The organism is Microbacterium nymphoidis, from assembly GCF_021044885.1.
GTDB lineage: Bacteria > Actinomycetota > Actinomycetes > Actinomycetales > Microbacteriaceae > Microbacterium > Microbacterium nymphoidis.
In genome coordinates this window covers 71,379-96,858 of the sequence record NZ_JAJNOD010000005.1, presented here as the reverse complement: position 1 = coordinate 96,858, position 25,480 = coordinate 71,379, and the positions used below count along the sequence as shown (strand labels likewise).

At 69.2% G+C, this 25,480-nt stretch carries 21 protein-coding genes; 13 read left to right on the top strand and 8 right to left on the bottom strand.

What is annotated here, in order from left to right; all coding sequences use genetic code 11:
• Positions 1–894 precede the first annotated feature (894 nt).
• From LQ566_RS14530 to LQ566_RS14505, 6 genes are all read left to right on the top strand, one after another.
• Positions 895–1,455 carry a hypothetical protein gene (locus LQ566_RS14530; RefSeq protein WP_231092444.1) on the top strand — a complete coding sequence of 187 codons (561 nt, stop codon included), beginning with the start codon at positions 895–897 and terminating at the stop codon, positions 1,453–1,455.
• 196 nt (positions 1,456–1,651) lie between these two features.
• Positions 1,652–3,520 (top strand): molecular chaperone DnaK, encoded by a 1,869-nt coding sequence (dnaK, locus tag LQ566_RS14525; protein ID WP_231092443.1) that lies wholly within the window; start codon positions 1,652–1,654, stop codon positions 3,518–3,520.
• A 4-nt stretch (positions 3,521–3,524) separates the two neighbouring features.
• On the top strand, positions 3,525–4,103 hold the full coding sequence (locus LQ566_RS14520) for a nucleotide exchange factor GrpE (protein WP_231092442.1): 579 nt from the start codon (positions 3,525–3,527) through the stop codon (positions 4,101–4,103).
• Positions 4,104–4,119: 16 nt separating this feature from the next.
• A complete protein-coding gene (locus LQ566_RS14515) occupies positions 4,120–5,088 on the top strand; it encodes a DnaJ C-terminal domain-containing protein (protein ID WP_231092441.1) in 969 nt (322 codons plus the stop codon).
• Positions 5,089–5,129: 41 nt separating this feature from the next.
• A complete protein-coding gene (locus LQ566_RS14510; protein ID WP_231092440.1) occupies positions 5,130–5,582 on the top strand; it encodes a heat shock protein transcriptional repressor HspR in 453 nt (150 codons plus the stop codon).
• Between the two features lie 325 nt (positions 5,583–5,907).
• On the top strand, positions 5,908–7,302 hold the full coding sequence (locus LQ566_RS14505; RefSeq protein ID WP_231092439.1) for a flavin monoamine oxidase family protein: 1,395 nt from the start codon (positions 5,908–5,910) through the stop codon (positions 7,300–7,302).
• A gap of 3 nt (positions 7,303–7,305) precedes the next feature.
• On the opposite strand, the gene LQ566_RS14500 is transcribed toward LQ566_RS14505, so the two are convergent.
• Both LQ566_RS14500 and LQ566_RS14495 read right to left on the bottom strand, forming a co-directional pair.
• Positions 7,306–7,950 carry a Pr6Pr family membrane protein gene (locus LQ566_RS14500; RefSeq protein WP_231092438.1) on the bottom strand — a complete coding sequence of 215 codons (645 nt, stop codon included), beginning with the start codon at positions 7,948–7,950 and terminating at the stop codon, positions 7,306–7,308.
• A 190-nt stretch (positions 7,951–8,140) separates the two neighbouring features.
• Positions 8,141–9,454: an MFS transporter gene (locus tag LQ566_RS14495; protein ID WP_231092437.1), complete on the bottom strand. Its 1,314-nt coding sequence runs from the start codon at positions 9,452–9,454 to the stop codon at positions 8,141–8,143.
• A 218-nt stretch (positions 9,455–9,672) separates the two neighbouring features.
• Between LQ566_RS14495 and LQ566_RS14490 the strand changes: the two genes are divergently transcribed.
• The 3 genes from LQ566_RS14490 (at position 9,673) to LQ566_RS14480 (ending at position 13,171) form a co-directional block, all read left to right on the top strand.
• Complete coding sequence (locus LQ566_RS14490; protein ID WP_231092436.1) at positions 9,673–10,731, top strand: carbohydrate ABC transporter permease; 1,059 nt, start codon at positions 9,673–9,675, stop codon at positions 10,729–10,731.
• A complete protein-coding gene (locus LQ566_RS14485; RefSeq protein WP_231092435.1) occupies positions 10,731–11,684 on the top strand; it encodes a carbohydrate ABC transporter permease in 954 nt (317 codons plus the stop codon). Before LQ566_RS14490 ends, LQ566_RS14485 begins: the two co-directional genes overlap by 1 nt.
• 125 nt (positions 11,685–11,809) lie before the next feature.
• Positions 11,810–13,171, top strand: coding sequence for a type 2 periplasmic-binding domain-containing protein (locus LQ566_RS14480; RefSeq protein WP_231092434.1), 1,362 nt, complete (start codon positions 11,810–11,812; stop codon positions 13,169–13,171).
• A 117-nt stretch (positions 13,172–13,288) separates the two neighbouring features.
• Here LQ566_RS14480 and LQ566_RS14475 read toward each other — a convergent pair whose 3' ends face one another.
• A complete protein-coding gene (locus tag LQ566_RS14475) occupies positions 13,289–14,878 on the bottom strand; it encodes a LuxR C-terminal-related transcriptional regulator (RefSeq protein ID WP_231092433.1) in 1,590 nt (529 codons plus the stop codon).
• Positions 14,879–15,007: 129 nt separating this feature from the next.
• On the opposite strand from LQ566_RS14475, the gene LQ566_RS14470 reads away from it, so the two are divergent.
• The gene (locus LQ566_RS14470) at positions 15,008–15,646 is read left to right on the top strand and encodes a hypothetical protein (protein WP_231092432.1); all 639 of its coding nucleotides are present in this window, start codon (positions 15,008–15,010) and stop codon (positions 15,644–15,646) included.
• 4 nt (positions 15,647–15,650) lie between these two features.
• Here the strand turns inward: LQ566_RS14470 and LQ566_RS14465 are convergent, their stop codons facing one another.
• Positions 15,651–16,241, bottom strand: a complete 591-nt coding sequence (locus tag LQ566_RS14465; protein WP_231092431.1) for a hypothetical protein — start codon at positions 16,239–16,241, stop codon at positions 15,651–15,653.
• Positions 16,242–16,514: 273 nt separating this feature from the next.
• Between LQ566_RS14465 and LQ566_RS14460 the strand changes: the two genes are divergently transcribed.
• From LQ566_RS14460 to LQ566_RS14450, 3 genes are all read left to right on the top strand, one after another.
• Positions 16,515–17,663, top strand: coding sequence for a glycosyltransferase (locus LQ566_RS14460; protein WP_231092571.1), 1,149 nt, complete (start codon positions 16,515–16,517; stop codon positions 17,661–17,663).
• Positions 17,664–17,665: 2 nt separating this feature from the next.
• On the top strand, positions 17,666–18,976 hold the full coding sequence (locus tag LQ566_RS14455; protein WP_231092570.1) for a glycosyltransferase: 1,311 nt from the start codon (positions 17,666–17,668) through the stop codon (positions 18,974–18,976).
• 298 nt (positions 18,977–19,274) lie between these two features.
• Positions 19,275–20,237, top strand: coding sequence for a GlxA family transcriptional regulator (locus tag LQ566_RS14450; RefSeq protein WP_231092430.1), 963 nt, complete (start codon positions 19,275–19,277; stop codon positions 20,235–20,237).
• A gap of 1,229 nt (positions 20,238–21,466) precedes the next feature.
• On the opposite strand, the gene LQ566_RS14445 is transcribed toward LQ566_RS14450, so the two are convergent.
• The 4 genes from LQ566_RS14445 to LQ566_RS14430 all read right to left on the bottom strand — a co-directional run bounded on the left by LQ566_RS14445 (position 21,467) and on the right by LQ566_RS14430 (position 25,457).
• Complete coding sequence (locus LQ566_RS14445) at positions 21,467–22,294, bottom strand: energy-coupling factor transporter transmembrane component T family protein (protein WP_231092429.1); 828 nt, start codon at positions 22,292–22,294, stop codon at positions 21,467–21,469.
• A complete protein-coding gene (locus tag LQ566_RS14440) occupies positions 22,291–24,333 on the bottom strand; it encodes an ABC transporter ATP-binding protein (protein ID WP_308071048.1) in 2,043 nt (680 codons plus the stop codon). The genes LQ566_RS14445 and LQ566_RS14440 overlap by 4 nt, the downstream gene beginning before the upstream one ends.
• Positions 24,334–24,412: 79 nt before the next feature.
• Positions 24,413–24,913 (bottom strand): GNAT family N-acetyltransferase, encoded by a 501-nt coding sequence (locus tag LQ566_RS14435; protein ID WP_231092428.1) that lies wholly within the window; start codon positions 24,911–24,913, stop codon positions 24,413–24,415.
• Complete coding sequence (locus tag LQ566_RS14430) at positions 24,906–25,457, bottom strand: ECF transporter S component (protein WP_231092427.1); 552 nt, start codon at positions 25,455–25,457, stop codon at positions 24,906–24,908. The genes LQ566_RS14435 and LQ566_RS14430 overlap by 8 nt, the downstream gene beginning before the upstream one ends.
• Positions 25,458–25,480: the final 23 nt, after the last annotated feature.

Genomic DNA, 25,480 nt, shown 5'->3' with positions numbered 1-25,480 from the left:
AGGGCGACGCGCCGGGGGATGGCCCTCGTTTGTCGACGTCGTCCTTGTTTCGTGACAGCGCGTTGGGTGGGCGTGCGGCATGGAGTGCTGCGGTCCGGCGTGGTCTGTCGTTTCGGTGGCTGATCGGAGCGCGTGCATATGACGTGGGTGTCGTGAAAGGAGGGGATTTGCGCGAGTGTAGGGCGGCGCGCCGGGGGATGGCCCTCGTTTGGCGACATCGTCCTTGTTTGGCGACTGCACTCCGCGGCCGCAAGTGTTGAGCGGGGTGGGCGCGTTTGCCTGGGGTATCGGCGGCTCAGTCGCGTGATTTGAGGTGTCGTGAAAGGAGGGGATTTGCGCCAATGTAGGGCGGCGCGCCGCGGGATGGTCCTTGTTTGGCGACAATGTCCTCGTTTCGCGACAGCGCGTGAGGCGCGCCTGGCCCCGCCGTCCCGCCTCGTCGTCGCCCGCCTCACCACCTCACCACCGCAGCCCCGCCTCGCCCCGCCGCCTCGCCCCGCAGCCCGCCTCGCCCCCCTGCCGCGCCGCGCCTCGCCTCGCTGCCGCCCCACCGCTGTCCCGCCCCCTGCCGCGCCGCGCCTCGCTGCCACCCAGCCGCCGCCCCGCACCACCGCCGCGCCCCGCAGCCCGCCCCGCCCCACTGCCGCGCCGCGCCGCGACTCGCAGCCTCGGCCTGCCGCAGCGCCTCGCCTCGGCCGGCTGCCGCGCCTCGCCTCGCCGTCCCGGCTCACCGCCGCGGCATCGCTGCCGCCGCCCCGCACCACCGCCGCGCCCCGCAGCCCGCCCCGCCCCACCGCCGCCCGCGCCGCCGCCGCGCGCCACCGCCGCGCCCCGATACCCCTCATCCGCGACTCCAAGCCACCGCATCCGACGCGGACCTGCGACGATGACGGGATGAGCAGCGAGCGGGGACGACAGCACAGGCGGGCGATGCGGGAGGGGGCGCGATCACGCGATGTCGAGCGGGAGCTGCCGCCGGGGACCGTGCCGTACTTCCGGGAGCGGCTGTACGCCACCTTCACGGGCCTCGCGATCGTGCGCGTCGTGGAGTCCGGGACCCACCTCGAGGCGCGGCACGCCTTCCTTGCGCTGCTGATGGGCGTGATCGGCATCGTCGTGGCGGGCACGCTGTCCGAGTACATCGCGCACCTCATCGTCCATCGCACCGTCGCGCGGGGGAGCGAACTACGCATCATGATCCGCGCGGGTCTGGGCGCGCTGTGGACGGTGGCCGCCCCGATCGCGCTGATCGGCGCCGCGTGGCTCGGGTGGATGGAACTGCACCTGGCACTACGCATCTCTTCGTGGATCTACATCGTGACGCTGGCGGGAATCGGCTGGCTCGCAGTGCGGCGTTCCACGCTGCCGGTGCTGGCGAAGATCATCGTGCTGGCCGGGCTCGTGGCGGCGGGATTCGGCGTGGTCGCCCTGCAGCAGCTGGCGAAATCGGTCTGACCCTGAATGTTCACCCAAAGTTGAGTCGCTGCGACTCAACTTCGACTTGACACGAAAACTGCTCCTGTTCTAAGGTTGAGTCATCGGGGCTCAAGTCCTGATTCCGCGCAAGCGGACCACAGATTTCGGCTGCGGCCCAGCACGGGCGAGCCACCGCTGGAGGATCGGGAAATCCCCTGGCACGAAAGGAAAACACATGGCACGTGCAGTAGGCATCGACCTCGGTACGACCAACTCGGTCGTCTCCGTTCTCGAGGGTGGCGAGCCCAAGGTCATCGCCAACGCTGAAGGATTCCGCACCACCCCCTCGGTGGTCGCCTTCACCAAGGACGGAGAGGTGCTCGTCGGCGAGACCGCCAAGCGCCAGGCCGTCACCAACGTGGATCGCACCATCGCGTCCGTGAAGCGCCACATGGGCACTTCGTGGAAGACGCAGTCGATCGACGGCAAGGAGTACACGCCGCAGGAGATCTCGGCGCGTATCCTCGGCAAGCTGAAGCATGACGCTGAGGAGTACCTCGGCGACAGCGTCACCGACGCCGTCATCACGGTCCCCGCATACTTCAACGACGCCGAGCGTCAGGCCACGAAGGACGCCGGTGAGATCGCCGGCCTCAACGTGCTGCGCATCATCAACGAGCCCACGGCCGCGGCGCTCGCCTACGGTCTGGACAAGGGCAAGGAGGACGAGCTGATCCTCGTCTTCGACCTCGGTGGCGGAACGTTCGACGTCTCGCTGCTCGAGGTGGGCAAGGACGACGACTTCTCCACCATCCAGGTGCGCGCCACCGCCGGTGACAACCGCCTCGGTGGTGACGACTGGGACCAGCGCATCGTCGACTGGCTGATCACGCAGTTCAAGCAGTCCACCGGTGTGGACGTGGCGAACGACAAGATCGCCCTGCAGCGTCTCAAGGAGGCTGCGGAGCAGGCGAAGAAGGAGCTCTCCAGCTCCATGTCGACCACCATCTCGCTGCCCTACCTCTCGCTCACCGAGAACGGCCCGGCGAACCTGCAGGAGACGCTGACCCGCGCGAAGTTCGAGGACCTCACCAAGGACCTCCTCGAACGCACCAAGAAGCCGTTCGCAGACGTCATCCGCGAGGCCGGCATCAAGGTCAGCGACATCGACCACGTGGTCCTCGTCGGTGGATCCACCCGTATGCCGGCTGTTGCCGAGCTCGTCAAGGGTGAGATCGGCAAGGACGCCAACAAGGGCGTCAACCCGGACGAGGTCGTCGCCGTCGGTGCCGCCATCCAGGCCGGTGTGCTGAAGGGCGAGCGCAAGGACGTCCTGCTGATCGACGTCACCCCGCTGAGCCTCGGCATCGAGACCAAGGGCGGCATGATGACCAAGCTCATCGAGCGCAACACGGCCATCCCCACCAAGCGCAGCGAGACCTTCACCACGGCAGACGACAACCAGCCGTCGGTCGCGATCCAGGTGTTCCAGGGTGAGCGCGAGTTCACCCGCGATAACAAGCCGCTCGGCACGTTCGAGCTGCAGGGCATCGCACCCGCCCCCCGCGGCATCCCGCAGATCGAGGTCACCTTCGACATCGACGCGAACGGCATCGTGCACGTGTCCGCCAAGGACAAGGGCACCGGCAAGGAGCAGTCGATGACCATCACGGGCGGCTCGTCGCTTCCCAAGGAGGACATCGACCGGATGGTCCGCGAGGCCGAGGAGCACGCCGCCGAGGACAAGAAGCGCCGCGAGGCCGCCGAGGTCCGCAACCAGGCTGAGACTCTCGCGTACTCCGTCGAGAAGCTCATCAAGGAGAACGACGACAAGCTCCCCGCTGACGTCAAGGAGTCGGTCCAGGCCGACGTGGACGCGGTGAAGACCGCGCTCGCCGGTGAGGACGACGACGCCGTGAAGACGGCGTTCGAGACCCTGAGCCAGAGCCAGGGCAAGCTGGGTGAGGCGCTGTACGCCTCCGCCCAGGCTGCCGGCGGCGAGGGTGACCCGACGGTGACCGACCCGGGCAACGGCGATGTGCCGAACCCCGAGGAGGACGTCATCGACGCCGAGGTCGTGGACGACGAGGACGAGAAGAAGTAAAGACATGACGGACGACAAGGACTTCGAGAACAACGAAGCCCCGTCCGGCGAGCAGGGGTCGGAGGCTCACGCCTCCGACCCCGCTTCGCAGGACGAGGAACTCACGATCGACGACATCCTGGGTGCTGCCCAGACCGACGACGCGGCCGCGGCCGACGTGATGGACGTCGAGTCGATCCACCTGAACGACCTCAAGCGCATCACGGCGGAGTACGCCAACTACCGTCGTCGCACGGAGGAGCAGCGTCAGATCGAGAAGCAGCGCACCACGGGTGACGTGGTCAAGAGCCTGCTTCCGGTGCTGGACGACATCGATCGTGCGGAGAAGCACGGCGACCTCGCCGAGGGCAGCGCCTTCGCCGTGATCGCCGAGAAGATCCGTGGCATCGTGTCGCGTCAGGGCGTGGAGTCGTACGGCGCGGTCGGCGACGTCTTCGACCCGCAGCAGCACGAGGCCATCTTCCAGCAGCCGGTTCCGGGCGCCACCGAGTCCACCATCCTCGACGTGGTCGAGGTGGGCTACCGCCTGGGAGACGTGGAACTGCGTCCCGCGAAGGTGGTCGTCTCGGTCCCGGCCGAGTAGGCCGGAAAGGGGACGCATGGCAAGCAACGACTGGTTCGAGAAGGACTTCTACAAGACGCTCGGCGTGTCCAAGGACGTGTCCGAGGCCGACCTGAAGAAGACCTACCGGAAGCTGGCGCGCAAGTACCACCCGGACTCGAACCCCGGGGACACCGCGGCAGAAGCGAAGTTCAAGGAGATCAGCGAGGCGTACACGGTGCTGAGCGACAAGGCTCAGCGCGAGGAGTACGACCAGATCCGGGCCATGGGCTCGGGGGCTCGTTTCCAGGCTCCCGGTGGCGGAAGCTCCGCAGCCGGGGGTGGCTTCGAGGACGTGTTCTCGATGTTCAACCGCGGCGGTCGGGGCCAGCAGCAGGCGGACTTCGACGACATCTTCTCGATGTTCAACCGCGGCGGTGGTGGCTTCGGCGGACAGGCCGGCTTCCGGCAGGGGCCGCAGAAGGGCGCCGACGTCACGGCGCGCACCACACTCGATTTCGCCACCGCGGTGAAGGGCGAGACCATCACCCTCCAGGGTGAGGACGGCAAGCCGTTCAAGGTGAAGATCCCGGCGGGCGTGCAGGACGGACAGAAGATCCGCCTGCGCGGTCGCGGACGCCCCTCGACCTCGGGTGGCGAGAACGGCGACATCGTGGTGTCCGTCACGGTGCGCAAGCACCCGGTGTTCACCCGCGATGGGCTGAACCTGCGGGTCACCGTCCCGGTGACCTTCACGGAAGCGGCCCTCGGTGCCACCATCGAGGTACCCACGCTCGGCGGCGATCCGGTGAAGCTGAAGGTGGCCGCCGGCACACCCTCCGGCCGCGTGCTGCGGGTGAAGGGTCGTGGCGTGCAGTCCTCGAAGGGCACCGGCGACCTGCTGGCCGAGGTGCAGATCGTGGTGCCTTCGCACCTCGATGCCGCCGCCAAGGAGGCGCTGGAGAAGTTCGCCGAGGCCGAGCCCAAGGAGAATCCGCGAGCGGACCTGCTCGCAAAAGCGCGCTGAAGTGCGCGATGACGAAGCACGACGCCGGGAACGGGGGTGACATGAATCAGGACCAGATGGACGAGGATGCGCCGATCTTCGCGATCGCCGCGGCTGCGGAGCTGGCCGGCATGCACCCCCAGACCCTGCGCCAGTACGACCGCATGGGGTTGGTCGTCCCCGGACGCACGCGCGGCGGCTCGCGCCGGTACTCGGTCACCAACATCCGTCAGCTCCGCGAGGTGGCGCAGATGTCCGCCGAAGGCATGAGCCTGCCCGCCATCGCGCGCATCCTCGAGCTGGAGCAGTCGGTGCGGGCGCTGCGCCGCCAGGTGTCGCAGCTGCAGGCCCAGGCGCAGGCGGACGCGGAGACCCGACCCGGTGCGCGTGTGTTCGCCGCGGGCACCACCGGCTCGGTGATCACCCTGCGCGCCGGCCGACGAGTCCGCCGCGCGACCGAGGTCATGATCTGGCGCCCGCCGCACCTGCGCGAGAGCCACCTCGACGAAGACTGAACACGCGCACGTGGTCCGGTGAGGACGGTGCGGTGTCTGCGGCCGCTACGGACCGAGCGCGGCGCCAGATGAGGACGCCGTCGCGAGATGAGGGCCGAATCCGGGTTTCGGCGTGCCCCGCTGATAAGCCCTCCGCTCACGACAGCTCCGCCGTCGCGGCGTGCCAGACGCCTCATCGACGTCCGGGCTCAGGAAGTCACGCCGCCCGTTCTGACGGAGATGCCATCGGGACCCACTGCCGCGCGGGCGTCTCGGGGGATAAGAACAGCCCCGACGGCGTCGTCGCTCCCCGCGGGCGTGCCCGGACGGGTATCGTTGCGACACGATGAGGATCACGCGGCGTACTCTGCTGGTCAGCGCCGGAGCCGGTGTCCTGGGGGTGCTTCTAGCCTCCTGCACCCCGGAGCCGGCGCCCTCACCCACGCCCGATCCGTCGTCCACGACGCCCGCGCCGGAGCCCACCGCCCCGAGCTCGCTCGAGCCGTCGGCGTTCGTCCGTAGCGCGTGGTCGGAGGATCCGTTCTCCCTCGGCGCGGCCAGCTTCACGCCGGTGGGCGTGCAGCAGAGCGCCCGCACCGCCCTCGCCGCCCCCGTGATCGATCGTCTGTTCTTCGCGGGTGAGGCCACCGATGAGCAGGCACCCGGAACGATGTCCGCCGCCGTGCGGTCGGGTATCAGCGCTGCGGAGGCCCTGCTCGCCGCCTCCGCCAACGGTGACCGCGTCGCCATCGTCGGCGCAGGACTGGCGGGTGCCGCCGCGACCGCCCGTCTCGCCTCCAGCGGACTGGAGCTGACGGTCTTCGAGGCACGGGACCGGGTGGGCGGGCGTGTTCAGTCCCACGTCGACGATGACGAGTGGCCGGTGTCCGCGCAACTGGGTGGATGGCTGGTGGACGATGCCCTCGATGCCGTCATCGACTGGCCCGCGTCGCTCGACCTTCGCACCGCGGTCCTGTCCGGCGCCCTGTGGCGCTCCACCGAGGGCGATGACGTCGAGCCCGTCTCGGCGAAGCCGCTGACGGAGGCGATCACCACCGCGCAGTCTCGCGTGACGGACGAGTCGCTCACCGAAGCGCTCACCGAAGGCGGGGCGGATCCCGACGACGCGGCTCTGCAGGCGCTGCTGGCCTACCTCTCGACGATGTCGGGCGCCGACGCCGATCAGGCATCGTCCTGGTTCCCGCCGGTGCTGCCGCCCATCGAGCGCACAGCCGTGCTCGGAGACCTCGCCGCGCTGTTCGAGGAGCTCCTCGACGGGGCGAAGGTCAGCGTGTCCTCGCCCGTGAGCCGTATCGCCTACGACGATGACGGTGTGAGCCTCGGCGTGGCCACGGGAGAGTCTCTCTCGTTCGATCGCGTGCTGGTGACGGTTCCCCTGGGCGTGCTGAAGACCGACGGCATCGAGTTCTCCCCCGCGCTGCCGTTCGCGCATCGCGGTGCCATCGCCGACCTCGGTATGGGCCTCATCGAGACCGTGTGGCTGCGCTTCGACGAGCCGGTGATCGAGACGGACGCCTCGCTCTGGCACGTGGTCGGCGGGGACGCCACGATCCGCACCTGGCTCAACCTCGCCCCGGCGACGGGCGAGAACATCCTGGTGGGTCTCGTCGGCGGGGCGCCCGCGGGTGAGTTCGCGAAGCTCGACGACGATGCAGCGAAAACAGCCGCGCTGGCGTCACTGACGCCGTTCCTCGGGTCCACGCAGTCGCCGGCAGCCTGATCGTCAGACCGCCGCGCGCGGGTGTCCCGGCCGGTGCATCCGGCTGGCGAGCACGATGAGCGTTGCGATCAGCGCGAACATCGCGAGAGCGGCCGCGCACGTGATCAGGAACTCGGCGGGGCCGGAGACCTGACGCGGGTCGAGGAAATAGTACGGATACCAGCCGACGAACGGTCCGCGCCACAGCGTCACGCCGCCCCAGGCCAGCGGGAACGCGAGGGAGATCGGCACGATCCACCAGCTCACACCGCGATGGCCCGGGGTGAGGATCCACGCGAGAGCCGTGCAGGCGGGCAGCCAGAAGTGCAGCACCTGATCCGACCAGGGCACATCCACCCGGATGCCGCGGATCCCGGCCTGCCAGACGATGAGCGCGAACGCGATGCCTGCCGTGATGGTCCACGTCAGCACCAGAGAGAGCGCAACGGTGAACCAGCGCGGGTCCGCCGGGCGCCGCAAGGCCAGGACAGCGCCGATGACGAGAACGGCCACCAGGGCGCAGTTGGACTGCACCGTGAGGTAGGCGAAGAAGTTGTCGCCCGCGGTGGTGTGCGAGCTCAGTCCCCAGAACAGGCGGTGCACCAGCGCGGTCAGGCACACGCCTGCGGCGGTCAGACGCAGCACGCCGAAGATCGTCCGTGCCCTCACTGTCCGCCGCTGCTCCTCTCCGCGCTCGTGAAACCCGCCATCCGGTGAGTTTACGGAGTCCGCGTCGACGGGTGGCGGTGCCTCGTCGGGCCGCGGCCGTCTCGGACGCGCCGGGGTCAGCCACGCTCAGCGAGCGGGAGAGGGACCTGCGTGCCGGAAACCGCCCGCCACGCAGGTCGCTGCCGTGATGTCAGCGCGACTCGACGCGCGCGAGTCGCTTCCACCCGAGGATGACGGTGATGCCCGCGATGAGAGCGGCCCCCACGAACAGGACGGTCACCGGCCAGGTGGCCCCGCCGGCCGACAGCACGAGCCACGCGGCGAATGCCGGAACGGGGCCCGCGATGAGTGCGGCAGTGGGCTCGCGCACGATCACCACGGCGGACAGCCGGTGCGCGGGGTCGAACAGGGCCGTGAGGATGGCGCCCTGCGTCGAGTACATCGTGGCCAGACCCACGGAGATGCCGAGCACCATCGTCGCGATGATGACGAACTCGTTGCCCGTCGCGAACAGGGGGAAGGCGATGGCGCCGAAGACGATGAAGACACCGCAGCCGAACAGCCAGATCTGCCGTCGTCCGAGGCGATCGCCGAGCCAGCCCGCCAGGGGGACGACGGCGATGGCGAGTGTCGAAGACACGAGATTGGCCGCCAGGCCGAACGAGGCGGGCAGGCCCATCGATCCGGTCAGGTAGGAGAGGAGGTAGACCTGGGTGAGCGAGGAGAACGCCAGATACGGACCGTTGATCCCGAAGCCGATGAGGATCTCGCGCCACTGGTGACGGATGGCCTGGCCCAGCGGGAACCGCACCACCCGTCCCTGCTCGCGCAGCGCCGTGAACTCCTCCGTCTCGTGGATGCCGGTGCGCACCCACAGCCCGATCGCGACCGTCACGATGCTGAGGAGGAACGGCACACGCCAGCCCCAGCTGTGCAGAGCGTCCTCCGGAAGCAGCGCGATCAGGGCGAAGACGCCCGTCGCGATGACGATGCCGCCGAAGACGCCCATGCCCGGCAGCGCCACGCGTACGCCGAGCCGGCGCCGGTCGCCGGACTCGGCCATCATCACGAGAGAGCCGACATACTCGGCGCCCGCGCCCATTCCCTGCAGCACGCGGCACACGGCGAGCAGGACCGGCGCCCAGAGGCCGACCACGGCATAGGTGGGCAGAAGTCCGATGGCCAGCGTGCTCACACCCATCAGCATCAGGGTGAGAACGAGCATGGGCTTGCGGCCGATGCGGTCGCCGAAGTGGCTGAACAGGATTCCGCCGATCGGGCGCCCGAAGTACCCGATCGCGAAGGTCAGCAGGGAGTTGATCACCTGTGTACTGGGGTCCGAACCGGGGAAGAAGAGGGGCCCGAAGACCAGCGCCGCGGCGAGTCCGAACAGGGTGAAGTCGTAGTACTCGATCACGCTCCCGATGACGCCTGCCCACGCCGTGCGACGCAGGTTCCGTGCGCGTGCAGCGGGGTCAGCGTGTAGGGGCGTCTCCGTAGACATCGATCATAACTCCTATGTTTCTGACGAAAGTTGAGCTGCCCCTCCGCTGTCGCCTGCGAAAAGGCGCGTCTCGTGAGGCGACGCTCCATTAGAACATCCGATGTTTATCCCTGCAAATTTCGGGAGACTTCCTGCCGGAGTCACGGGGGGAGAAGCACAGGAGAAGCGCTTCGCGCAAGGCCCGCGACAGCGCCGCGGGCCCGGCCTACGTTCGGCCCATGTCGTCGCATTCTTACATCAGGAGAAGCGCTGCGATCGCTCCCACCACCGGAGTGGAACCCCCACCGCAGCATTCGATCGATGGCGCCGAGGGAAACGGGCGCCGCACGCGTCGTGTCCGTGTGCCCGAGGCGAGGCCGGGCCGCTTTCGCAAGCCCCGCGATCGGTACAACAAGCGCGAGGCGCTCGCGGGATACCTGTTCATCTCGCCCTGGATCATCGGCTTCCTGGTTTTCACCGCCGGCGCGATGATCTACAGCCTCTACATCTCCTTCAGCAGCTACAACCTGGCAACGAACACGGCGCGTCCCCTCGGCCTCGACAACTACGCGAACCTCTTCAGCGACCCGCGCGTGGGGGTGGCGCTCGGCAACACCCTGTTCTATGCCGTGCTGGCGGTGCCGCTGGAGATCATCGTGGCGCTGTTCCTGGCCATGCTGCTGAACCGCGTCGGACGCGGTGCCGGCGTGTTCCGCACGCTCTACTACCTGCCGAAGATGACCCCGGCGGTCGCGACCGCCTCGATGTTCTTCCTGCTGCTCAACGGCAACAACGGCGCCGTGAACCAGTTCCTCCGCCTCTTCGGGATTCAGGGACCGCAGTGGCTGGTGGATCCGGCCTGGGTGAAGCCGAGCATCGTCCTGATGACGCTGTGGACCGTGGCGGGCACCATGGTCATCTTCCTCGCGGCGCTGAAGAACGTGCCGGTGGAGCTCTACGAGGTCGCCTCTCTCGATGGCGCAGGCCCGGTGCGCACGTTCTTCGCCATCACGCTGCCGATGATCTCGGGGGCGCTGTTCTTCAACGTGATCGTGCTCTCGATCGCCGCCTTCCAGGTGTTCGATCAGGCGTATGTCCTGTTCTGGCGGGATCAGAGCAACTCGTCGCCCGAAGCATCGCTGTTCTACGCGATCTACCTCTTCCAGCAGGCGTTCCGGCAGTTCAACTTCGGCTTCGCTGCGGCCATGGCCTGGCTGCTGTTCGTCATCATCATGGTCATCACGGTGATCCAGGTGAAGTTCGGCAACAAGTTCGTCTACTACGAGGGAGATCGCTGATGTCCGCTTCACTGCAGCAGCTGCCCCGCCCCTCACGCCCGGGCCGTGAATCGGAGACCGTCGCCGTCACCGTGCCGCATCGCTCGCGCTGGCGCCGCAACATCGCTCGACCGCGGACCCTCGCCGGTCGCGTCGTGCTCGCCGTGCTCCTCATCGGTTTCGGCCTGCTCTTCCTCTATCCCTTCGCCTGGCTGGTGGCTGCGAGCCTCAAGCCGCGAGGTGAGGTGTTCGACAACTCGCTGATCCCGAAGACCTTCACCCCCGGCAACTACGCACAGGTGTGGAACGAGTTGCCGCTTCTGAGCTGGATGGGCAACAGCATCGGCATCGCGCTGCTGGCAGCCACGGCTGTGGCCCTCTCCAGCTCCGTGGTGGCGTTCGGATTCGCCTACTTCCGCTTCCCGGGCCGCGGGCTGCTGTTCGGGCTGGTGCTGGCCACGATGATGCTGCCCGGAGCAGTGACGATGATCCCGATCTACCTCATCTGGAAGCAGACCGGTCTGCTCGGCACCTGGGTGCCGCTGTGGGGGATGAACCTGTTCGGGTCAGCGTTCTACATCTTCCTGCAGCGACAGTTCTATCTGGGGCTGCCGAGGGAGCTGTTCGAGGCCGCTCGCCTGGATGGAGCCAGCTACTGGGGGCTGTTCTGGCGCATTGCGATGCCGCTGTCGATCCCCTCGTTCATCATCGTCTTCCTGTTCGAGTTCCAGGCGAGCTGGAACAACCTGCAGGCGGCGCTCATCTACCTGAACGCGGGATCGGTGGAGGACTTCACGGCGCCGCTGGGGATCGCCTACGCGATGACGAAGTACAGCCCTACCGCCGGAGGCCACGGTGACTACCAGTACGTGATGGTGGCATCGCTCATCGTGACGCTGCCGATGCTCATCCTCTTCGCCTTCGGTCAGCGGTACTTCATCGAGGGCGTCGCCACGCAGGGGCGCAAGGGGTGAGACCCCGCTCCGTGACAACTCAAGATCACCACGCAAACTCGGCGCCGTCATCCTTCCGCCCGACGAAGCGATGCGGAAGGATCCCGCATCGCGGCGGGGGGAGAGCGCCCGACGAAAGGAATGACATGCGAAAGCGCATATGGGGAATCGCGGCGATGGCCGCGGCAACCGCCGTCGTGCTGTCCGGCTGCGGCGGGGGAGGCGACGGCGGTGTGGCCGGCGCGGACTTCTCCGCCAAGCCGACGGGCACGCTGAAGGCCTGGGGGTTCGAGAACGCCGACGACGTTGGTCAGTCCCGCCTCGACTACGCCGCCGGCCAGCTGAGCGACGTAAAGGTGGAGCTGGATGCGACCGCCTTCGACGCGCAGAAGTTCACCACCCGCCTCGCCAGCGGCGATGTGCCCGACGTGGTGCAGATGGACCGGCGCTACGTCACCACCTACGCGGCGCAGAAGCTCATCATGCCGCTGGACGAGTGCTTCACGGCACAGGACGTGTCGCCGCGCGATCACTGGTATCCGTTCGTGGTGGACGACGTCACCTACGACGATGCCACCTGGGCTGTGCCGCAGTTCTACCAGCCGCCCGCCATCCTTGTGAACAAGAAGGTCCTCGCCGAAGCGGGCGTCACCTCCGACCAGATCGACACGTCGAAGCCCGACGTGCTGCTCGGTGCCATCGCGAAGATGTACCAGGAGAACGGCGGCGTTCCCAGCAGGCTCGGCTTCGATCCCGTCGCCACCGGTCAGGGCGGGCTGTGGATCCTCGGCACCGGCGGAAAGCTGAACGACGACAAGGGTGCGCCCACGCTGGATGACCCCAGCAACGTGGCCGGCATCGAGCTGCTGAAGAAGATCACGGATGCGCAGGGTGGCTTTGCGGCCGTGAAGAGCTTCACCGACTCCTTCGACACGTTCGGCGACGACAACCAGTACGTGAAGGGACAGGTGGGAGCGCAGATCAACGCGCAGTGGTATCCCAACGTGCTCTCGCCCTACGTCGACCAGCTGCAGCTGGAAGCGGTTCCGTTCCGCAACGCGGACGGTGAGCCGTTCTCGGTCGCCTCGGGAACGGCGTTCGTGATCCCGGTCGGGGCGAAGAACCCCGCCGCGGCCTGCGCCTGGATGATCGATCTCACCTCGGACGACGCCTGGGATGCCGCGGGCGAAGCCCGCGGTGAGACGCGCGCGAAGGACGGCGGCATCAACACGGGCCTGTTCACGGGCTCGCCCGACGCCGACAAGGCGCTGCGCGACACGTGGGTCAAGCCCAGCGGCAATGCGGACTTCGACCAGGTCATCTCCGCGTACTACGACGTGGTGGATTACGGTCAGTCGTTCGGATCCTCCCCGGCGGGACAGGAGATCCAGAACGAGCTGAACAACGCGATCACCGCGGCGCTGCTCGGCGACAAGACGCCGCAGCAGGCATTGGCCGATGCGCAGAAGGCGGCGATGCGCGCCTACGAGAACGCCACAGCGGGCTGAGGCGGCCCGGGAGTGCGCCACCGTCTTCGGGAGCGCGCTTGTCGTGGCCGAGGGAAATCGCACCTTCGAGGTACCTCGGCGGTGCGATTTCCCTCGGCGAGGGGGATCAGGGCCTGCTCACTCCCGAAGCAGCCACCGGTGAGCCAGCGCGAGGCGCGTGGGGACTTCGCACCGCAGCATCGCCTGCGCAAGGTGCGCCTCCACGGCCTTCGCGCTGACACCGAGGACGTCGGCGATCGCGGCGTTCGTGAGGCCCGTGCTCATCAGCTCGGTCACCGCCCGCTGCCGCGAGGTGAGCTCCGGAAGCGGGCGCCGCTCGCCGGTGGCACCGGCTGCCCAGAGCAGGGCGACGCGACCCGACGTCCCGAACGCGGACATCGCTCGCGTGAGGTGGCGGTGCACGGTGGAGCGCTCCAGATGTAGGCGGCCGGCGATGGCGTCCTCGCCATGCCCCGCGCGCAGGAGGTCGAGCACCTCGCACTCGCGCGGGGAGAGCGCGGCCCAGGCGGTCTGCGGCGGAGGAAGACGGCGACGGGCCGCCGACAGAACCCGCGCGGCCCGTACGCGCAGCGCATGCTCGCCGGCGGCATCGGCCGCGCGCACTTCGTCGCGAAGCAGGCGGGCCGCGGCCGGGAGGTCGGCATGAAGCAGCGCACGTGCCGCGATGATGCGTGCGTCCCCGTGTTCGAGGCGGCGCTGCGCTGCGCCGGCAAGCTCGGCGGACGCCTCCGCCACGAGCGCGGCATCGGCCGCGTCGCCGCGATGAAGCAGGATCCGTGCGCGCGTGCGCAGCAGCGTGGGAAGGGTCACCTCGGCCGTGCGGTCGAGCTCGGCGAGCAGCAGCTCGGAGCGGACGACGGCCCTCTCGTCGCCTCGGGTGATGGCGTCGGCGACGAGAAGATCGACCGCCATGGCACGGTCCGCACAGGCGAGCAGGCTGAGATCCCGGTGACCGCCGGCACGTCGGGCCAGCGCGGCGGCCGCAGACTCGTCGCCCGTGGCCGCGGCGCCGTAGGCAGCGAGCATCAGTGCGCCACGGCCCGCGAAGGAGGTCTCATCCAGCCCCAGTGCGAGGAGGGCATCGACGCACTGGCGGGCAGCACTCGTGTCGCCGGCGGTTGCGGCCACCATCGCCTCGCACGCCAGCGGCCATGCGGGCAGCCGGTGGCGGCGCCCCGCATCCTGCAGGCCGGCGAGCTGTGCGCGGGCCCGCTCAATCCGCCCCGCGAATGCGGCCACCCGCACCGGCACCCCGCGCAACGGCACCTCCAACGCGCTGTCACGCCAGCAGGAGGTGTCTTCCGGTGCCGGTGCGACAGCCTGCGCGACGTCGAGTCTGCCCATCATCAGTGCGCCGTCGGCGATGAAGCCGCGAGCCAGCACCGACACTTCTTCGTCTCCGTGCAGTTCGGCCACCACAGCAGGGGCGGCCTCCACCTCGGCCGATGCGGAGCCGGTTCCGCCCGCCGCCTGTGCCCACAGCGTGACGGCGAGGGCCAGTGCTCGCTGCTGGGAGTCCACAGCATCCGCGTAGGAGCGCCGGGCGAAGTGCGCGCAGGCTGCGTAGTCGGCGCTCCAGTACGCCGCGAAGGCGCGCAGCGCATCGGCGATCGGGCCGCGTTCGCCGGCGAGCACGGCGGCCGCCGCATCGGCGTCATCCGTGACGATCGCCTCTCCGGCGTCGGCGATCAGTGCGCGTCGATCCATGGCGCGACAGTATTCCCCCGGCAGTGCGCGGGTGCACGCATCGAGCCGGAGAAATTACCCCGATCCCCCATGGCGCCACCGCCTCCGCCTGAGGATCATGGCTGCAGTCACCCGCGAGAGGAGGGGCTCATGTCCAACAGGAGAACCGGTGCGCCGGTCATCCTCACCGCGATCGTCCTGCTGGCGGGATGTGCTTCCGGTACGGGCGGCGGTACGTCGCCGAGCGTCGCCGCCGGGGCCTCCGCGGCGGCGGACCCGACCGCCGCCGCGGATCCCGCCGCGACTGCCGATCCCAGTACCGCCGCCGACCCCAGCACTGCCGCCGACCCCAGCACTGCCGCCGATGCGCCACCGGTGCTCACCGAGGACCTCTGCCCGCTCGTCGGCGCGGAGCGGCTGGCGGAGGTCTTCGGAGAGGCGGTCACCACCGAGCACCTCGTCGGTGTCTCGTGCCAGTACACGACCGCGAGCGGAGGCAGCGCGTCCCTCGCGGTGCAGGAGGGGACGGAGGGGACGTTCAACGAGGTGTCGTACGGCTCGCGCTCGCTGCTCACGGATCAGACGCCGCGGCCGCTGTCCGGCTTCACCGGTCAGGCGGTGGTGTTCGCCAGCACGGTGTCAGGAACAGAGTCGCCCATCGCCGCGGCCATCGTGGAGTTCCCGACCTATGTGGTCAGCACGACCGTGTCCGTCGCGGGTGATGTGGACACTCAGGCGCGGGTCGCGGAGGCGCTGCTGCGGGCCGGCCTGGACGCGGGGCTGGGCTGAGGGCTTAGGCCGGCGGAAGGCGCAGCACGCCCGCGGACTCGCCCACCGTGAGGTCATCCACCAGACGCAGCTCGCGCGCCAGGGCATCCAGATCGCCGAGGATCGTGCGGAACCGGTTCGCATCGCCGGAGATTGCGGTGAGCTCCACCAGATGCGTTCCGAGGTCGAAGCTGTAGCCCACGAAGGGCGGACTGTCGCCGCCGGGTGCATCCATGACGAGGCGCTCGCCCACACCGAACGTGGGGTGGCGGAACGACTCGGTGTCGTCGTACTCCATCGGGCGCATCGCTCGCGCCGTGCGCGCCTGCGGGGTCGCCTCCTGCAGCGTCGCCATCGCGACGATCAGCTCGGGGTCTTCCTTCCACACCCACACCAGCACGCGGCCCGCCGCTTTGCGCATGAGCATCGGGGCCGCCTGGCTCATCGCCCACGCGGTGAAGCGACCACCACCGCGCTGCTCGATACCCATCGACCGGTTCACCTGGGCCATCAGCATGCGGATCGCCTGCTTGCGCTGGCGTCGTCCGCGCAGGCCGAACGACTCGGTGACGGGGACCCAGCGCGTGGCATCGGCTTCGGCGTACAGACGAGGCATGCAACACAGGCTAGGTGATCGATTCCTCCCCAGGCTGTGCGTCCCGTGCGGGTTGCGCCACCTGTACGTCTGCTCCCGGTCCGTGCACAGGTCAGCGGGTACAGTGGGGGGCGCGACTGCGGCCGCTCGACCGCAGAGAATAGGCGACCCCCACCCGTGACCGAATCCGCGCCCCCCGCACCCGAGGGCTCCGCTTCCGACGGCAACGCGCCCGCCAGCGCCGCACAGGCCCGCGACGGCGCCATCCGCACCGACCGTCCGCTGCGCATCGTCATGGGGGCGGACACGTTCTCGCCGGACATCAACGGCGCCGCGCGCTTCGCCGAGCGGCTGGCGGCCGGGCTCACCGAGCGCGGCCACGACGTGCATGTGATGGCACCGGCCACCGCCTACCGCAAGAGCGAGCCGCACCGCGAGACCATCGAAGGCGCCGAGCTCATGATGCATCGCCTGCCGTCGTTGCGGTGGCCCCCGCACGACTGGCTGCGCTTCGTCTGGCCGTGGCGCTCGCGCCACTATGCGCGTCAGGTGCTGGATTCCGTGAAGCCCGATGTGGTGCACATCCAGTCCCACATCGTCATCGGGCGCGGTCTCGCCCGCGAGGCCCGCAAGCGCGGCATCCCCGTGGTGGCGACGAACCACGTGATGGCCGAGAACATCCTCGACTTCACCACGCTGCCGCCGCTGCTGGACAAGATCTTCCTGAAGTTCGCGTGGGATGACGCGCGTCGCACGTTCGACATGACCCGCGCCGTCACCACCCCCACGCGGAAGGCTGCCGACTTCCTCGAGCGCACCACGGGCCTCACCGGAGTGATCCCCATCAGCTGCGGCATCGACCGGCGCTTCTACTCGCCCGATCTCACGCCGCGCGAGGAGAACCGGGTGCTCATCGTGGGCCGCCTGACTTCCGAGAAGCAGGTCGATGTCACCCTCCGGGCCATCGCGCGCCTGGATCCCGATCTGCACACGGTCGTGGACATCGTCGGTGGCGGCGATCAGCGCCACAACCTGGAAGCGCTGGTCACCGAGCTCGGTCTGCAAGACGTCGTCACGTTCCACGGTCATGCCAGTGATGAGGAGCTGCGCGCACTGTACTCGCGAGCCAGCCTCTACGTGATCGCCTCGATCGCGGAGCTGCAGTCCATCTCGACGATGGAGGCGATGGCATCGGGGCTGCCCGTCGTCGCCGCTGACGCGATGGCTCTCCCGCACCTCGTGCACGATGGTGAGAACGGCTACCTGTTCCCTCCGGGAGATGTCGACGCCGTCCGCGAGCGGATCACACGGGTGCTGACGGCATCGCCCGAGGAGCGTCTTCGCATGCAGCAGGCGTCTCTCGACGGCGTGTCGATCCACGACATCAACCGCACCCTGGACACGTTCGAGGCGCTGTACCGCGGCGAGCCCATCCCGGAGTGACGATGCACATCGTCTTCTTCGGCGACCAGCACGTGGAGTCCTCGGGCGGCGCCCAGGTGTCGATGAGGTTGCAGCGTCAGTTCCTGGAGCGCGCGGGTCATACCGTGACGGTCGTCGCTCCGCGCATGCATGGGCGGGATTTCGGCGACCCCGCGTACGTGGAGACGCCGTCGATCCCCATCCAGCTCGATCGTGAGTACTCGATGACCTGGCCGGGCGCCCGTACGGACGCCTTCGTCGATAGAGCGCTCGCTGAGCGCCCCCCGGTGGATGTGGTGCACGTGCAGGCGGACTTCTGGGGGGCCTTCACCGGTCATCGGTTCGCCCGCCGGCACGGTCTTCCCGTCGTGCACACGATGCACAACCGCGTCGACGTGGGGATCCAGGCCGTGACGCCGCTTGCTCCCCTCGTGCTGGCCGCCCTGGTGCGATGGCAGCGGTGGATGCTCCCGGCGGGGCCGAGTCTCGGTCTGCGTGGCGCCACCCGCACGGGGACTGCGGACGCGGCCGAGGACCCGCGCGATGTCGCGGAGACCGGTCCCGGCGACGCTGTGCGCACTCACCTTGGCGGCGGTGCGGAAGCTGCTTCCACCCGCGAGTCCGCCGGGTGGCGCTTCCTCGCCGGCATCGCGGCGGGTTCCGCTGCCGTCACCGCCCCCTCGGCCCACTTCGCGCGCCGGCTCGAGGGGCACGGTGTGTTCCGGCCCGTTGACGTGGTCTGGAACGGGATCGACGATGCGGTGCTGGATGCCGCCCTCGCCACTCGCGGCCCGCGCAAGGACGGCGTGCCGCGCTTCGTGTGGGTCGGCCGGATGAGTCCCGAGAAGCGTCTGCTGCCATTCCTGGAGGCCGTGGCCGAATCCGGAATGCGCGCCGAGGTCGACATCATCGGCGGGGGCGCGGAGCGCCGCGCAGCCGAGCGACTGGTGGCTCGTCGCTCGCCCCGGGCGGACGTCCGCTTCCTGGGCAGGCTGGCGTACCGTGACACGCTCGCTCGTCTCGGGGCCGCCGATGCCGTGGTGCAGACCTCCGTCGGTTTCGAGACGCAGGGCATGACGCCGTTCGAGGCGGCAGCGCTCGGAACGCCGGCGGTCGTGAGCGATCCTGATATCGCAGCGGAGCTGGAATCGGGGTTCTGGCCCGTGGCGGAGCCGCTGTCGACGTCCGCCTTGGCGCAGGCGCTGCGCAGCGCCGCCGACGACATCGACGCGGGGCGGGCGGTTGCCGTGAATCCGGAGATCGCCGAGCGCTTCCGGCAGTCGTCGCGCACGTCCGCGATGCTCGAGATTTACACCCGCGTCCTCTCGGCCTGAGCTCGTCCGCCGCGAGCAACCCGTCCGAGTCCGAGATGCCCGGCAACGCGGGGCCTCTCGGACGTCCTGGGGTTTTCACGGGGATCGCTGGGGTCAGGGGAGCCGACGCGGGTCGGTGCGGATTGCCCGGTACCCGTCACGGGGGAGCTCGCGCAGGGTGCGCACGGCGCCCCAGGCGGCGAGGGCGAGGACGATGAGGAGAATGGTCATGGCAGAAACGCTATGATCGTGCTTATCCCGTCACGAGTGGCTGGATAATCATCATTCGAACGAATTCTGCCAATGCGAGCGAGGAAGCATGAGCGAGTACATCCGACGCGTGGTCGCGCTGGTGGAGCCGGGTTTCACGCCCTTCGAGTTCGGCATCGCCTGCGAGGTCTTCGGCCTCGATCGCAGCGACGACGGGGTGCCCAGTTTCGACTTCCGGGTCGCCACGTCCGTTCCGGGGCCCGTGCGCAACAGCATCGGGCTGACCATGCAGATCGAGCACGGTCTCGATGTGGCCGAAGACGCCGACGTGCTCGTCGTGCTGCCGGTTCCCCGCGCGACCTGGGGCGATGCGCCTGCCGATGTGCTCGACGTGATCCGTGCCGCCGTCCGACGAGACGCCTGGGTGGTCGGAGTCTGCAGCGGATCATTCCGCATGGCTGCGGCCGGGGTCCTGGATGGTCTGCGCGCCACCACGCATTGGATGTACGCCGATGTGCTCGCTCAGATGCACCCGAGCATCGATGTGGATCCGGACGCCCTCTATGTGCAACAGGGGCGCATCATCACGAGCGCCGGAACCGCGGCCGGCATCGACGCCTGTCTGCACCTGCTGCGCCAGACGATCGGCGCGGAGCTCACGAACACCGTTGCCCGGCGCATGGTGGTCGCACCGCAGCGTGAGGGCGGTCAGGCGCAGTACATCTCCCGCCCGATCCCGCCATCGGCAGAGCTGTCCCTCGCGCCCGTCGCCGAGTGGGCCATCGACAACCTGCACGACGACATCAGCGTGGCCTCGCTCGCCGCCCGCGCACACATGTCTGATCGCACCTTCGCCCGCCGTTTCGTCGGCGAGTACGGCACAACGCCAGCCGCCTGGATCATCCGACAGCGCGTCGGTCTCGCCCAGCGACTGCTGGAGCAGACCGACGACGACATCGAGTCCGTCGCCACCCGAGCCGGCTTCGGCTCGGCCGCGGTGCTTCGTCAGAACTTCTCGCGCACCGTCGGCACGACACCCACCGCCTACCGCCGCCGCTTCTCCCGCCTCTGAAGTGAGCCGCCGGGGTGGGGTGGGCGCTGGGGTGAGCCGGGGGCTGGGGTGACGCGGGCGCTAGGGTGACGCGGGCGCTGGGGTGAGCCGGCGGTCGGTGTGCGTTGGCGTGCGGTGACTGGTCCCTGAGAGGGGGATGCTGCCCCGAAACGAGGGTTTTTCGTCGGAACAAGGACATATCAAGCCCTTTGGTCCTCGTTTCAACGCAATCTCCTCGTTTCGCGTGATTGCGTTCGTTCGTCACCGCTGTCTCCGATGGCGTGTCTTGCCTGCGTCGTCGTCGTTGTCTGCACTCGGCGTCATTGTGCGCACCCGGCGTCACGATCCTGGTCGGGGAGGAGGGGTTCGTCGGGCGTCATTGTCTTGGTCGGGCTCATTGTCTTGGTCGGGCTCGGGGTCTTGGTCGGGCTCTGGCGGATCGAGCGGCGGTCCGACAGGTGGGCGTGCCCATCGGCGAGCACGCAGCTTTCGAACGGCGCAAGCAAGCACGGGAGCCGACGGACTTCGGCTGGCTGCTGCGGCGTGGCTTCGTGTCGCCAAACGAGGAGATGTCGTCGAGATGAGGATCGATCGGGCGGTTTGGTCCTGGTTTCGGGTGAATGTCCTCATTTGGTGCACTATCGGCGTCGGCGTCGGCGTCGGCGTCGGCGTCGGCGTCGGTGGCGGTGGTTGGCGTTGGTCAGCAGGGAAGTGGCGGGTGCGGGCGGGAGACCGGCGCGGACGTGAGCGGAGTGCGAGGGTTGGCGTCGGTGTCGTCACGTCGCAAGCGCGGAATGGGTTGGCAAGTGCGCTGCTTGTTGCGGCCGGTGCAGGGTTCGTGCAGTGGACGACGAGGTTGTGTCGCCAAACGAGGAGATGTCGTCGAGATGAGGATCGATCGGGCGTTTTGGTCCTGGTTTCGGGCGAATGTCCTCATTTGGTGCACTATCGGCGGCGGCGTCGTCGGCGTTGGTGTTAGCAGCGTGGGTAGGTGGGTCGGCGGGACAGTGGCGGGGCGGGCGCGAGGACGGCGCGAGATCACGGGAATGCGCGCGTTGGCGCGAGGTCCGCACGGATGTCGACGCACATGCGAGAGGCAGATGTCGACGCACATGCGAGAGTTGGCGGCGATGTCGTCATCCCCGCGAGCACGGTTCGGCGGTGGCGGTGGCGGTGGCGGTGGCCGTGGTGGTGGCGGTGGCCGTGGTGGCGACGGCGGCGGGGTAGTTGCGCAGCCGGTGCCGGGCAGCTCAGACGAGGGCGCCGGCCACGAAGATCGCGGCGCACGCCAGCGTGAACACGATGAGGAACGCGGTGTCGCGGGGGTGCCAGGGGACGAGATGGCGTTCGGTGCGTGTGGGGTGGGCGCCGAACGCGCGGGAGTCCATGGCGAGTGCGACGCGTTCCGCGTGGCGGATGGCCCCTGCCATCAACGGAAGCACGTAGCCCCAGCCACGGACGAATGCGGCGACGGGGCCACCGCCGGCGTTGCGGCCGCGCACCCGGTGTGCGGCGCGGATGACCCCCAGCTCGTGGCGGAAACGCGGGATGAAACGGTAGGCGGCGAGCGCGGTGTACCCGATGCGGTACGGCAAGTGCAGGTGCTGCACCGCCGAGCGGACCAGATCGGGACCGGTGGTCGCCGCACCGCAGATCAGAGCCAGGATCAGCATCGCCGAGAGGCGGAGCGAGCTGGCGAGCCCGGCGACGAGCGCACCCGAGTACAGGTGCCACGACCCGATCGACACCACCGGCTCGCCCACCCTCTCCAGCGTCCCCGGGTCGGTCCACAGCGCGAGGCCGACCGCCAGCAGCGCAATCGCAAGCGGTGCGAGCAGCAGGAGGAGCACGAGCCCGCGGGACAGGCGCTGACCGGTGAGCAGGATCAGGTACGTCAGGACGATGAGGGCCGCGGGCGTGGCAATGTCCCGCACGAACAGCAGCGCGATGATCGGCAGAATGGGCGCGGCCAGCTTCGCCAGCGGGTTGAGATGGTGGAGATACCGCCAGGAGGGCGCGGGCTCGCCGGCCAGATACGGGTCGGTCGCGATGCCGCCGGTGATCGGCGCGGCCGTCATGATCCGGTCCCATCGTTCGCAGGGCCCGTGCCGGGGAGCAGGGAGGTACCCACGGATGACCCTCGCGACCCGCGAGCAGCCACAGCGTCGTCGCGATTCACGCTCGGAGCTTCGCTCGTGCTCGCGCTGGTGCCGGTGCCGGTGCCGGTGCCGGTGCTGGTGCTGCTGGTGGTGGTGCTCGTGCTGGTGTCGAGGTCGCTGGTGTCAGCGATGTCGGGGGTGCGGGTGTCGTGCTTGCTGGTGTCGAGGTCGCTGGTCTCCGTGGCGTCGAGGTCACGCACGGGGGTGCTGGTGCCGGAGTGGCCATCGCCGCCTGCACCATCGCCGCTCGTCCGCGTTTCGGAAGCCGCCGCAGACAGCAGGTCCGCCATGCCCCACACGTGCGCGTACCCCGGCACCACCCGTACGGCGGCGGGCAGTGCGGGAAGGCGCAGCCCGGTGGTCTCCAGCAGCTCGTCGTCGCCGAAGACCTCCTGCGCAGCGCCCGTGGTGAGCACTCGACCACCGTGTACAACGACGACGTGGGTGGCACGGTCGGCGACCAGTTGCATGTCGTGGGTGACGATGACGACGGTGGTGCCCGCGGCGTTCAGCTCGTCGAGCAGGTCGAGCAGTTCACCGGCGCGGGCGCGGTCCTGACCGAAGGTGGGCTCGTCCAGCACCAGGACGGGGGCCGCTGACATGAGCGCGGTGCCGACCGAGAGGCGTCGCTTCTGGCCGCCGGACAGCAGGAAGGGATGGATCTCACCCTTGTCGGCCAGCCCGAACCGCGCGAGCACGTCACTCACGCGTTCGCGGACCTCGGACTCCGGAAGCTTCAGCTGGCGCAGCGCGTAGGCGAGTTCGTCGTACACGGTCGGCGCGATGAACTGGTGCTCCGGGTTCTGGAACACGAAGCCGACGTGCTGCGCGAGGACGCGAGCGGATGCACGGCCCGCATCGATCCCGTCGATGCGGATGGCACCCTTCGGGGGGCGGACCACCCCGGCCAGAGCCTGCACCAGCGTGGTCTTTCCCGCCCCGTTGCCGCCGACGACCGCGGTGAAGGAGCCGCGGGGAATCCGGAACGAGACGTCGTCGAGTACGCGATGGCCGCCGCGCAGCACGCTCAGCCCGCTGACTTCCACGATGGCGTCCGACGCGACGGTCGTCGCCGGCACGGGGGAGGACGGCTCGGCTCCCGGCAGCGCGGCTCGCAGCGCAGGGGCGTTCAGGGGCAGCTCACCCGGGAGAGCACCCGCTGCGCGCAGGTGCAAGCCGGCGAGCGTGGGGGTGGGAAGCCAGACGCCCAGGGCCGCGAGGTCGTGGGCGTGCTCGCGCAGCACGTCGGCGGTAGGGCCGTCGAAGGCGATCCGTCCCGCGGCGTCAAGCACGATCACCCGTGACGCGAAGCCGATCGCCTCGTCCAGGTTGTGCTCCACCAGCAGGATCGAGCGGTCGCCCTCGGCGACGATCTCAGCCAGCAGCGCGTAGACCTCCTCGACACCGGCGGGATCGAGGTTGGCGGTGGGTTCGTCCAGAACCATGAGAGGAGACCCCATGGCCAGCGCGCACGCGATCGCCAGGCGCTGACGCCCGCCGCCGGAGAGGGTGTCCGGGTTGTCCTGGCGACGGTGCCAGAGGTGCACCCGGCGCAGCGCCCGTTCGGCCCGGGCGAGCACCTCTTCGACGGGGACCAGCAGGTTCTCGGGGCCGAAGGCCACCTCGTCCAGTACGGTGCCGGTGACCAGCTGGGCGTCGGGATCCTGGAACACCATCGAGATGCGTGAGGAGAGTTCCGCGGGCGTGACCGTCGCGGCATCCAGGCCCTGCACCGTCACAGACCCGGTCACCTCCGCGGGGATGTCGTGGGGGATGAGCCCGTTCAGTGCGAGCGCGAGCGTGGACTTTCCCGAGCCCGATGGGCCGAGGAGCAGCACAACCTCGCCGGCGCGGATGTCGAAGGAGACGCCGTTCGGCGCGGGAGAGGCGTTTCCGTCGTGCAGGATCGACAGATCGCGCACCCGCAGCAGCGGGGGATCGGCGGCGTCGAAGGGCACGGTATCCAGTCCGGGATGGGTAAGGCTTACCTCACCACGCTATCGCCCTGCGCTGAGCGTCGCCAGAACGCCGGCCAGCTCAGAGGGGGAGTGACATCTGCACCCGAGGGCCGATGCCGGTGAGGCCGAGGGAGGTTTCGATGTCGATGAGCTCGCGGAGGAAATCGGTGTCCGGCTCTGTCACCGTGAAGCCCGCCGACGCATAGAACGGCGCGTTGAAGGGAACCTCGGCGAACGTTCGCAGTGTCATCAGGACGTGACCGCGCGCGCGAGCATCATCGATCGCCGCGGTGAGCAGCGCCCGCCCGATTCCGGCACCGGCGTGGGTGGGGAGCACGGACAGCTGCTCGAGATGCGCGTGCTCGTCCACCTCCATCACGTGGGCGAAGCCGACCGCTTCGCCGTCGATCTCGGCGATGAGCGCGAAACCGGGCATCGCGAGGCGCACCTCTCCCGGCTCCACCTCGGGCCAGGACGGCGGCGACAGCAGGTCGACCAGCAGGGCGTCGGCCGCCTCCTCGATGCGCGTGAGATCGTCGGCGTCGGCGGGGAAGGCTCGTCGGATCAGGATGTCAGCCACGGTGGGTCCTCGTCAGTCCGGCGCGACCGAGCGCGCGCCCGACGGCAACGGCCACCAGGGACCACGCCACGCCGCCGATGATCGTGAGCGCCACGGAGAGGATCGTCCCCCACCAGGGCAGGTGCTTCATGCCGATGATGAGCCCCGCGGTGAGACCGAGGATCACGCCGAGGATGGCCCCACCCGTGCACAGCCAGCCCGCGCTCCAGCGGCGGTAACGGCCGATGGCCGCCCACCCCTCCTGCACGCCGCCCATGATGACGACGGCGGCGAGGTAGCTGCCGATGAACGCCGGCTGCGTGGCGGAGGCGACGAGCGCCGCGAGCAGATGGGTGATCAGCGCGACCCAGCGCTCGCGGAGAACGGCCTGGGCCAGCACTCCCGGGAGGGCATGGGCGGTGAGGACGAGCCCGTACAGGACGGGCGCAACGATGATGGTCGGTCCGCTCAGGGCTCCGGCGAGCGCAGAGACGAGTCCGGTGACCACGCCGATGGCGGCACAGATCAGCAGGACGCGCGTGGAGATGCGCTGGTTCGGGCTCACTGATCCAGGTTAGTGCACCCTCA

Excerpts from the sequence above, each read along its gene's own strand:
- LQ566_RS14530 (WP_231092444.1), top strand. The coding sequence starts at position 895 with ATGAGCAGCGAGCGGGGACGACAGCACAGGCGGGCGATGCGGGAGGGG.
- dnaK (WP_231092443.1), top strand. The coding sequence starts at position 1,652 with ATGGCACGTGCAGTAGGCATCGACCTCGGTACGACCAACTCGGTCGTC.
- LQ566_RS14520 (WP_231092442.1), top strand. The coding sequence starts at position 3,525 with ATGACGGACGACAAGGACTTCGAGAACAACGAAGCCCCGTCCGGCGAG.
- LQ566_RS14515 (WP_231092441.1), top strand. The coding sequence starts at position 4,120 with ATGGCAAGCAACGACTGGTTCGAGAAGGACTTCTACAAGACGCTCGGC.
- LQ566_RS14510 (WP_231092440.1), top strand. The coding sequence starts at position 5,130 with ATGAATCAGGACCAGATGGACGAGGATGCGCCGATCTTCGCGATCGCC.
- LQ566_RS14505 (WP_231092439.1), top strand. The coding sequence starts at position 5,908 with ATGAGGATCACGCGGCGTACTCTGCTGGTCAGCGCCGGAGCCGGTGTC.
- LQ566_RS14495 (WP_231092437.1), bottom strand. The coding sequence starts at position 9,454 with ATGTCTACGGAGACGCCCCTACACGCTGACCCCGCTGCACGCGCACGG.
- LQ566_RS14490 (WP_231092436.1), top strand. The coding sequence starts at position 9,673 with ATGTCGTCGCATTCTTACATCAGGAGAAGCGCTGCGATCGCTCCCACC.
- LQ566_RS14485 (WP_231092435.1), top strand. The coding sequence starts at position 10,731 with ATGTCCGCTTCACTGCAGCAGCTGCCCCGCCCCTCACGCCCGGGCCGT.
- LQ566_RS14480 (WP_231092434.1), top strand. The coding sequence starts at position 11,810 with ATGCGAAAGCGCATATGGGGAATCGCGGCGATGGCCGCGGCAACCGCC.
- LQ566_RS14475 (WP_231092433.1), bottom strand. The coding sequence starts at position 14,878 with ATGGATCGACGCGCACTGATCGCCGACGCCGGAGAGGCGATCGTCACG.
- LQ566_RS14470 (WP_231092432.1), top strand. The coding sequence starts at position 15,008 with ATGTCCAACAGGAGAACCGGTGCGCCGGTCATCCTCACCGCGATCGTC.
- LQ566_RS14465 (WP_231092431.1), bottom strand. The coding sequence starts at position 16,241 with ATGCCTCGTCTGTACGCCGAAGCCGATGCCACGCGCTGGGTCCCCGTC.
- LQ566_RS14460 (WP_231092571.1), top strand. The coding sequence starts at position 16,515 with ATGGGGGCGGACACGTTCTCGCCGGACATCAACGGCGCCGCGCGCTTC.
- LQ566_RS14455 (WP_231092570.1), top strand. The coding sequence starts at position 17,666 with ATGCACATCGTCTTCTTCGGCGACCAGCACGTGGAGTCCTCGGGCGGC.
- LQ566_RS14450 (WP_231092430.1), top strand. The coding sequence starts at position 19,275 with ATGAGCGAGTACATCCGACGCGTGGTCGCGCTGGTGGAGCCGGGTTTC.
- LQ566_RS14445 (WP_231092429.1), bottom strand. The coding sequence starts at position 22,294 with ATGACGGCCGCGCCGATCACCGGCGGCATCGCGACCGACCCGTATCTG.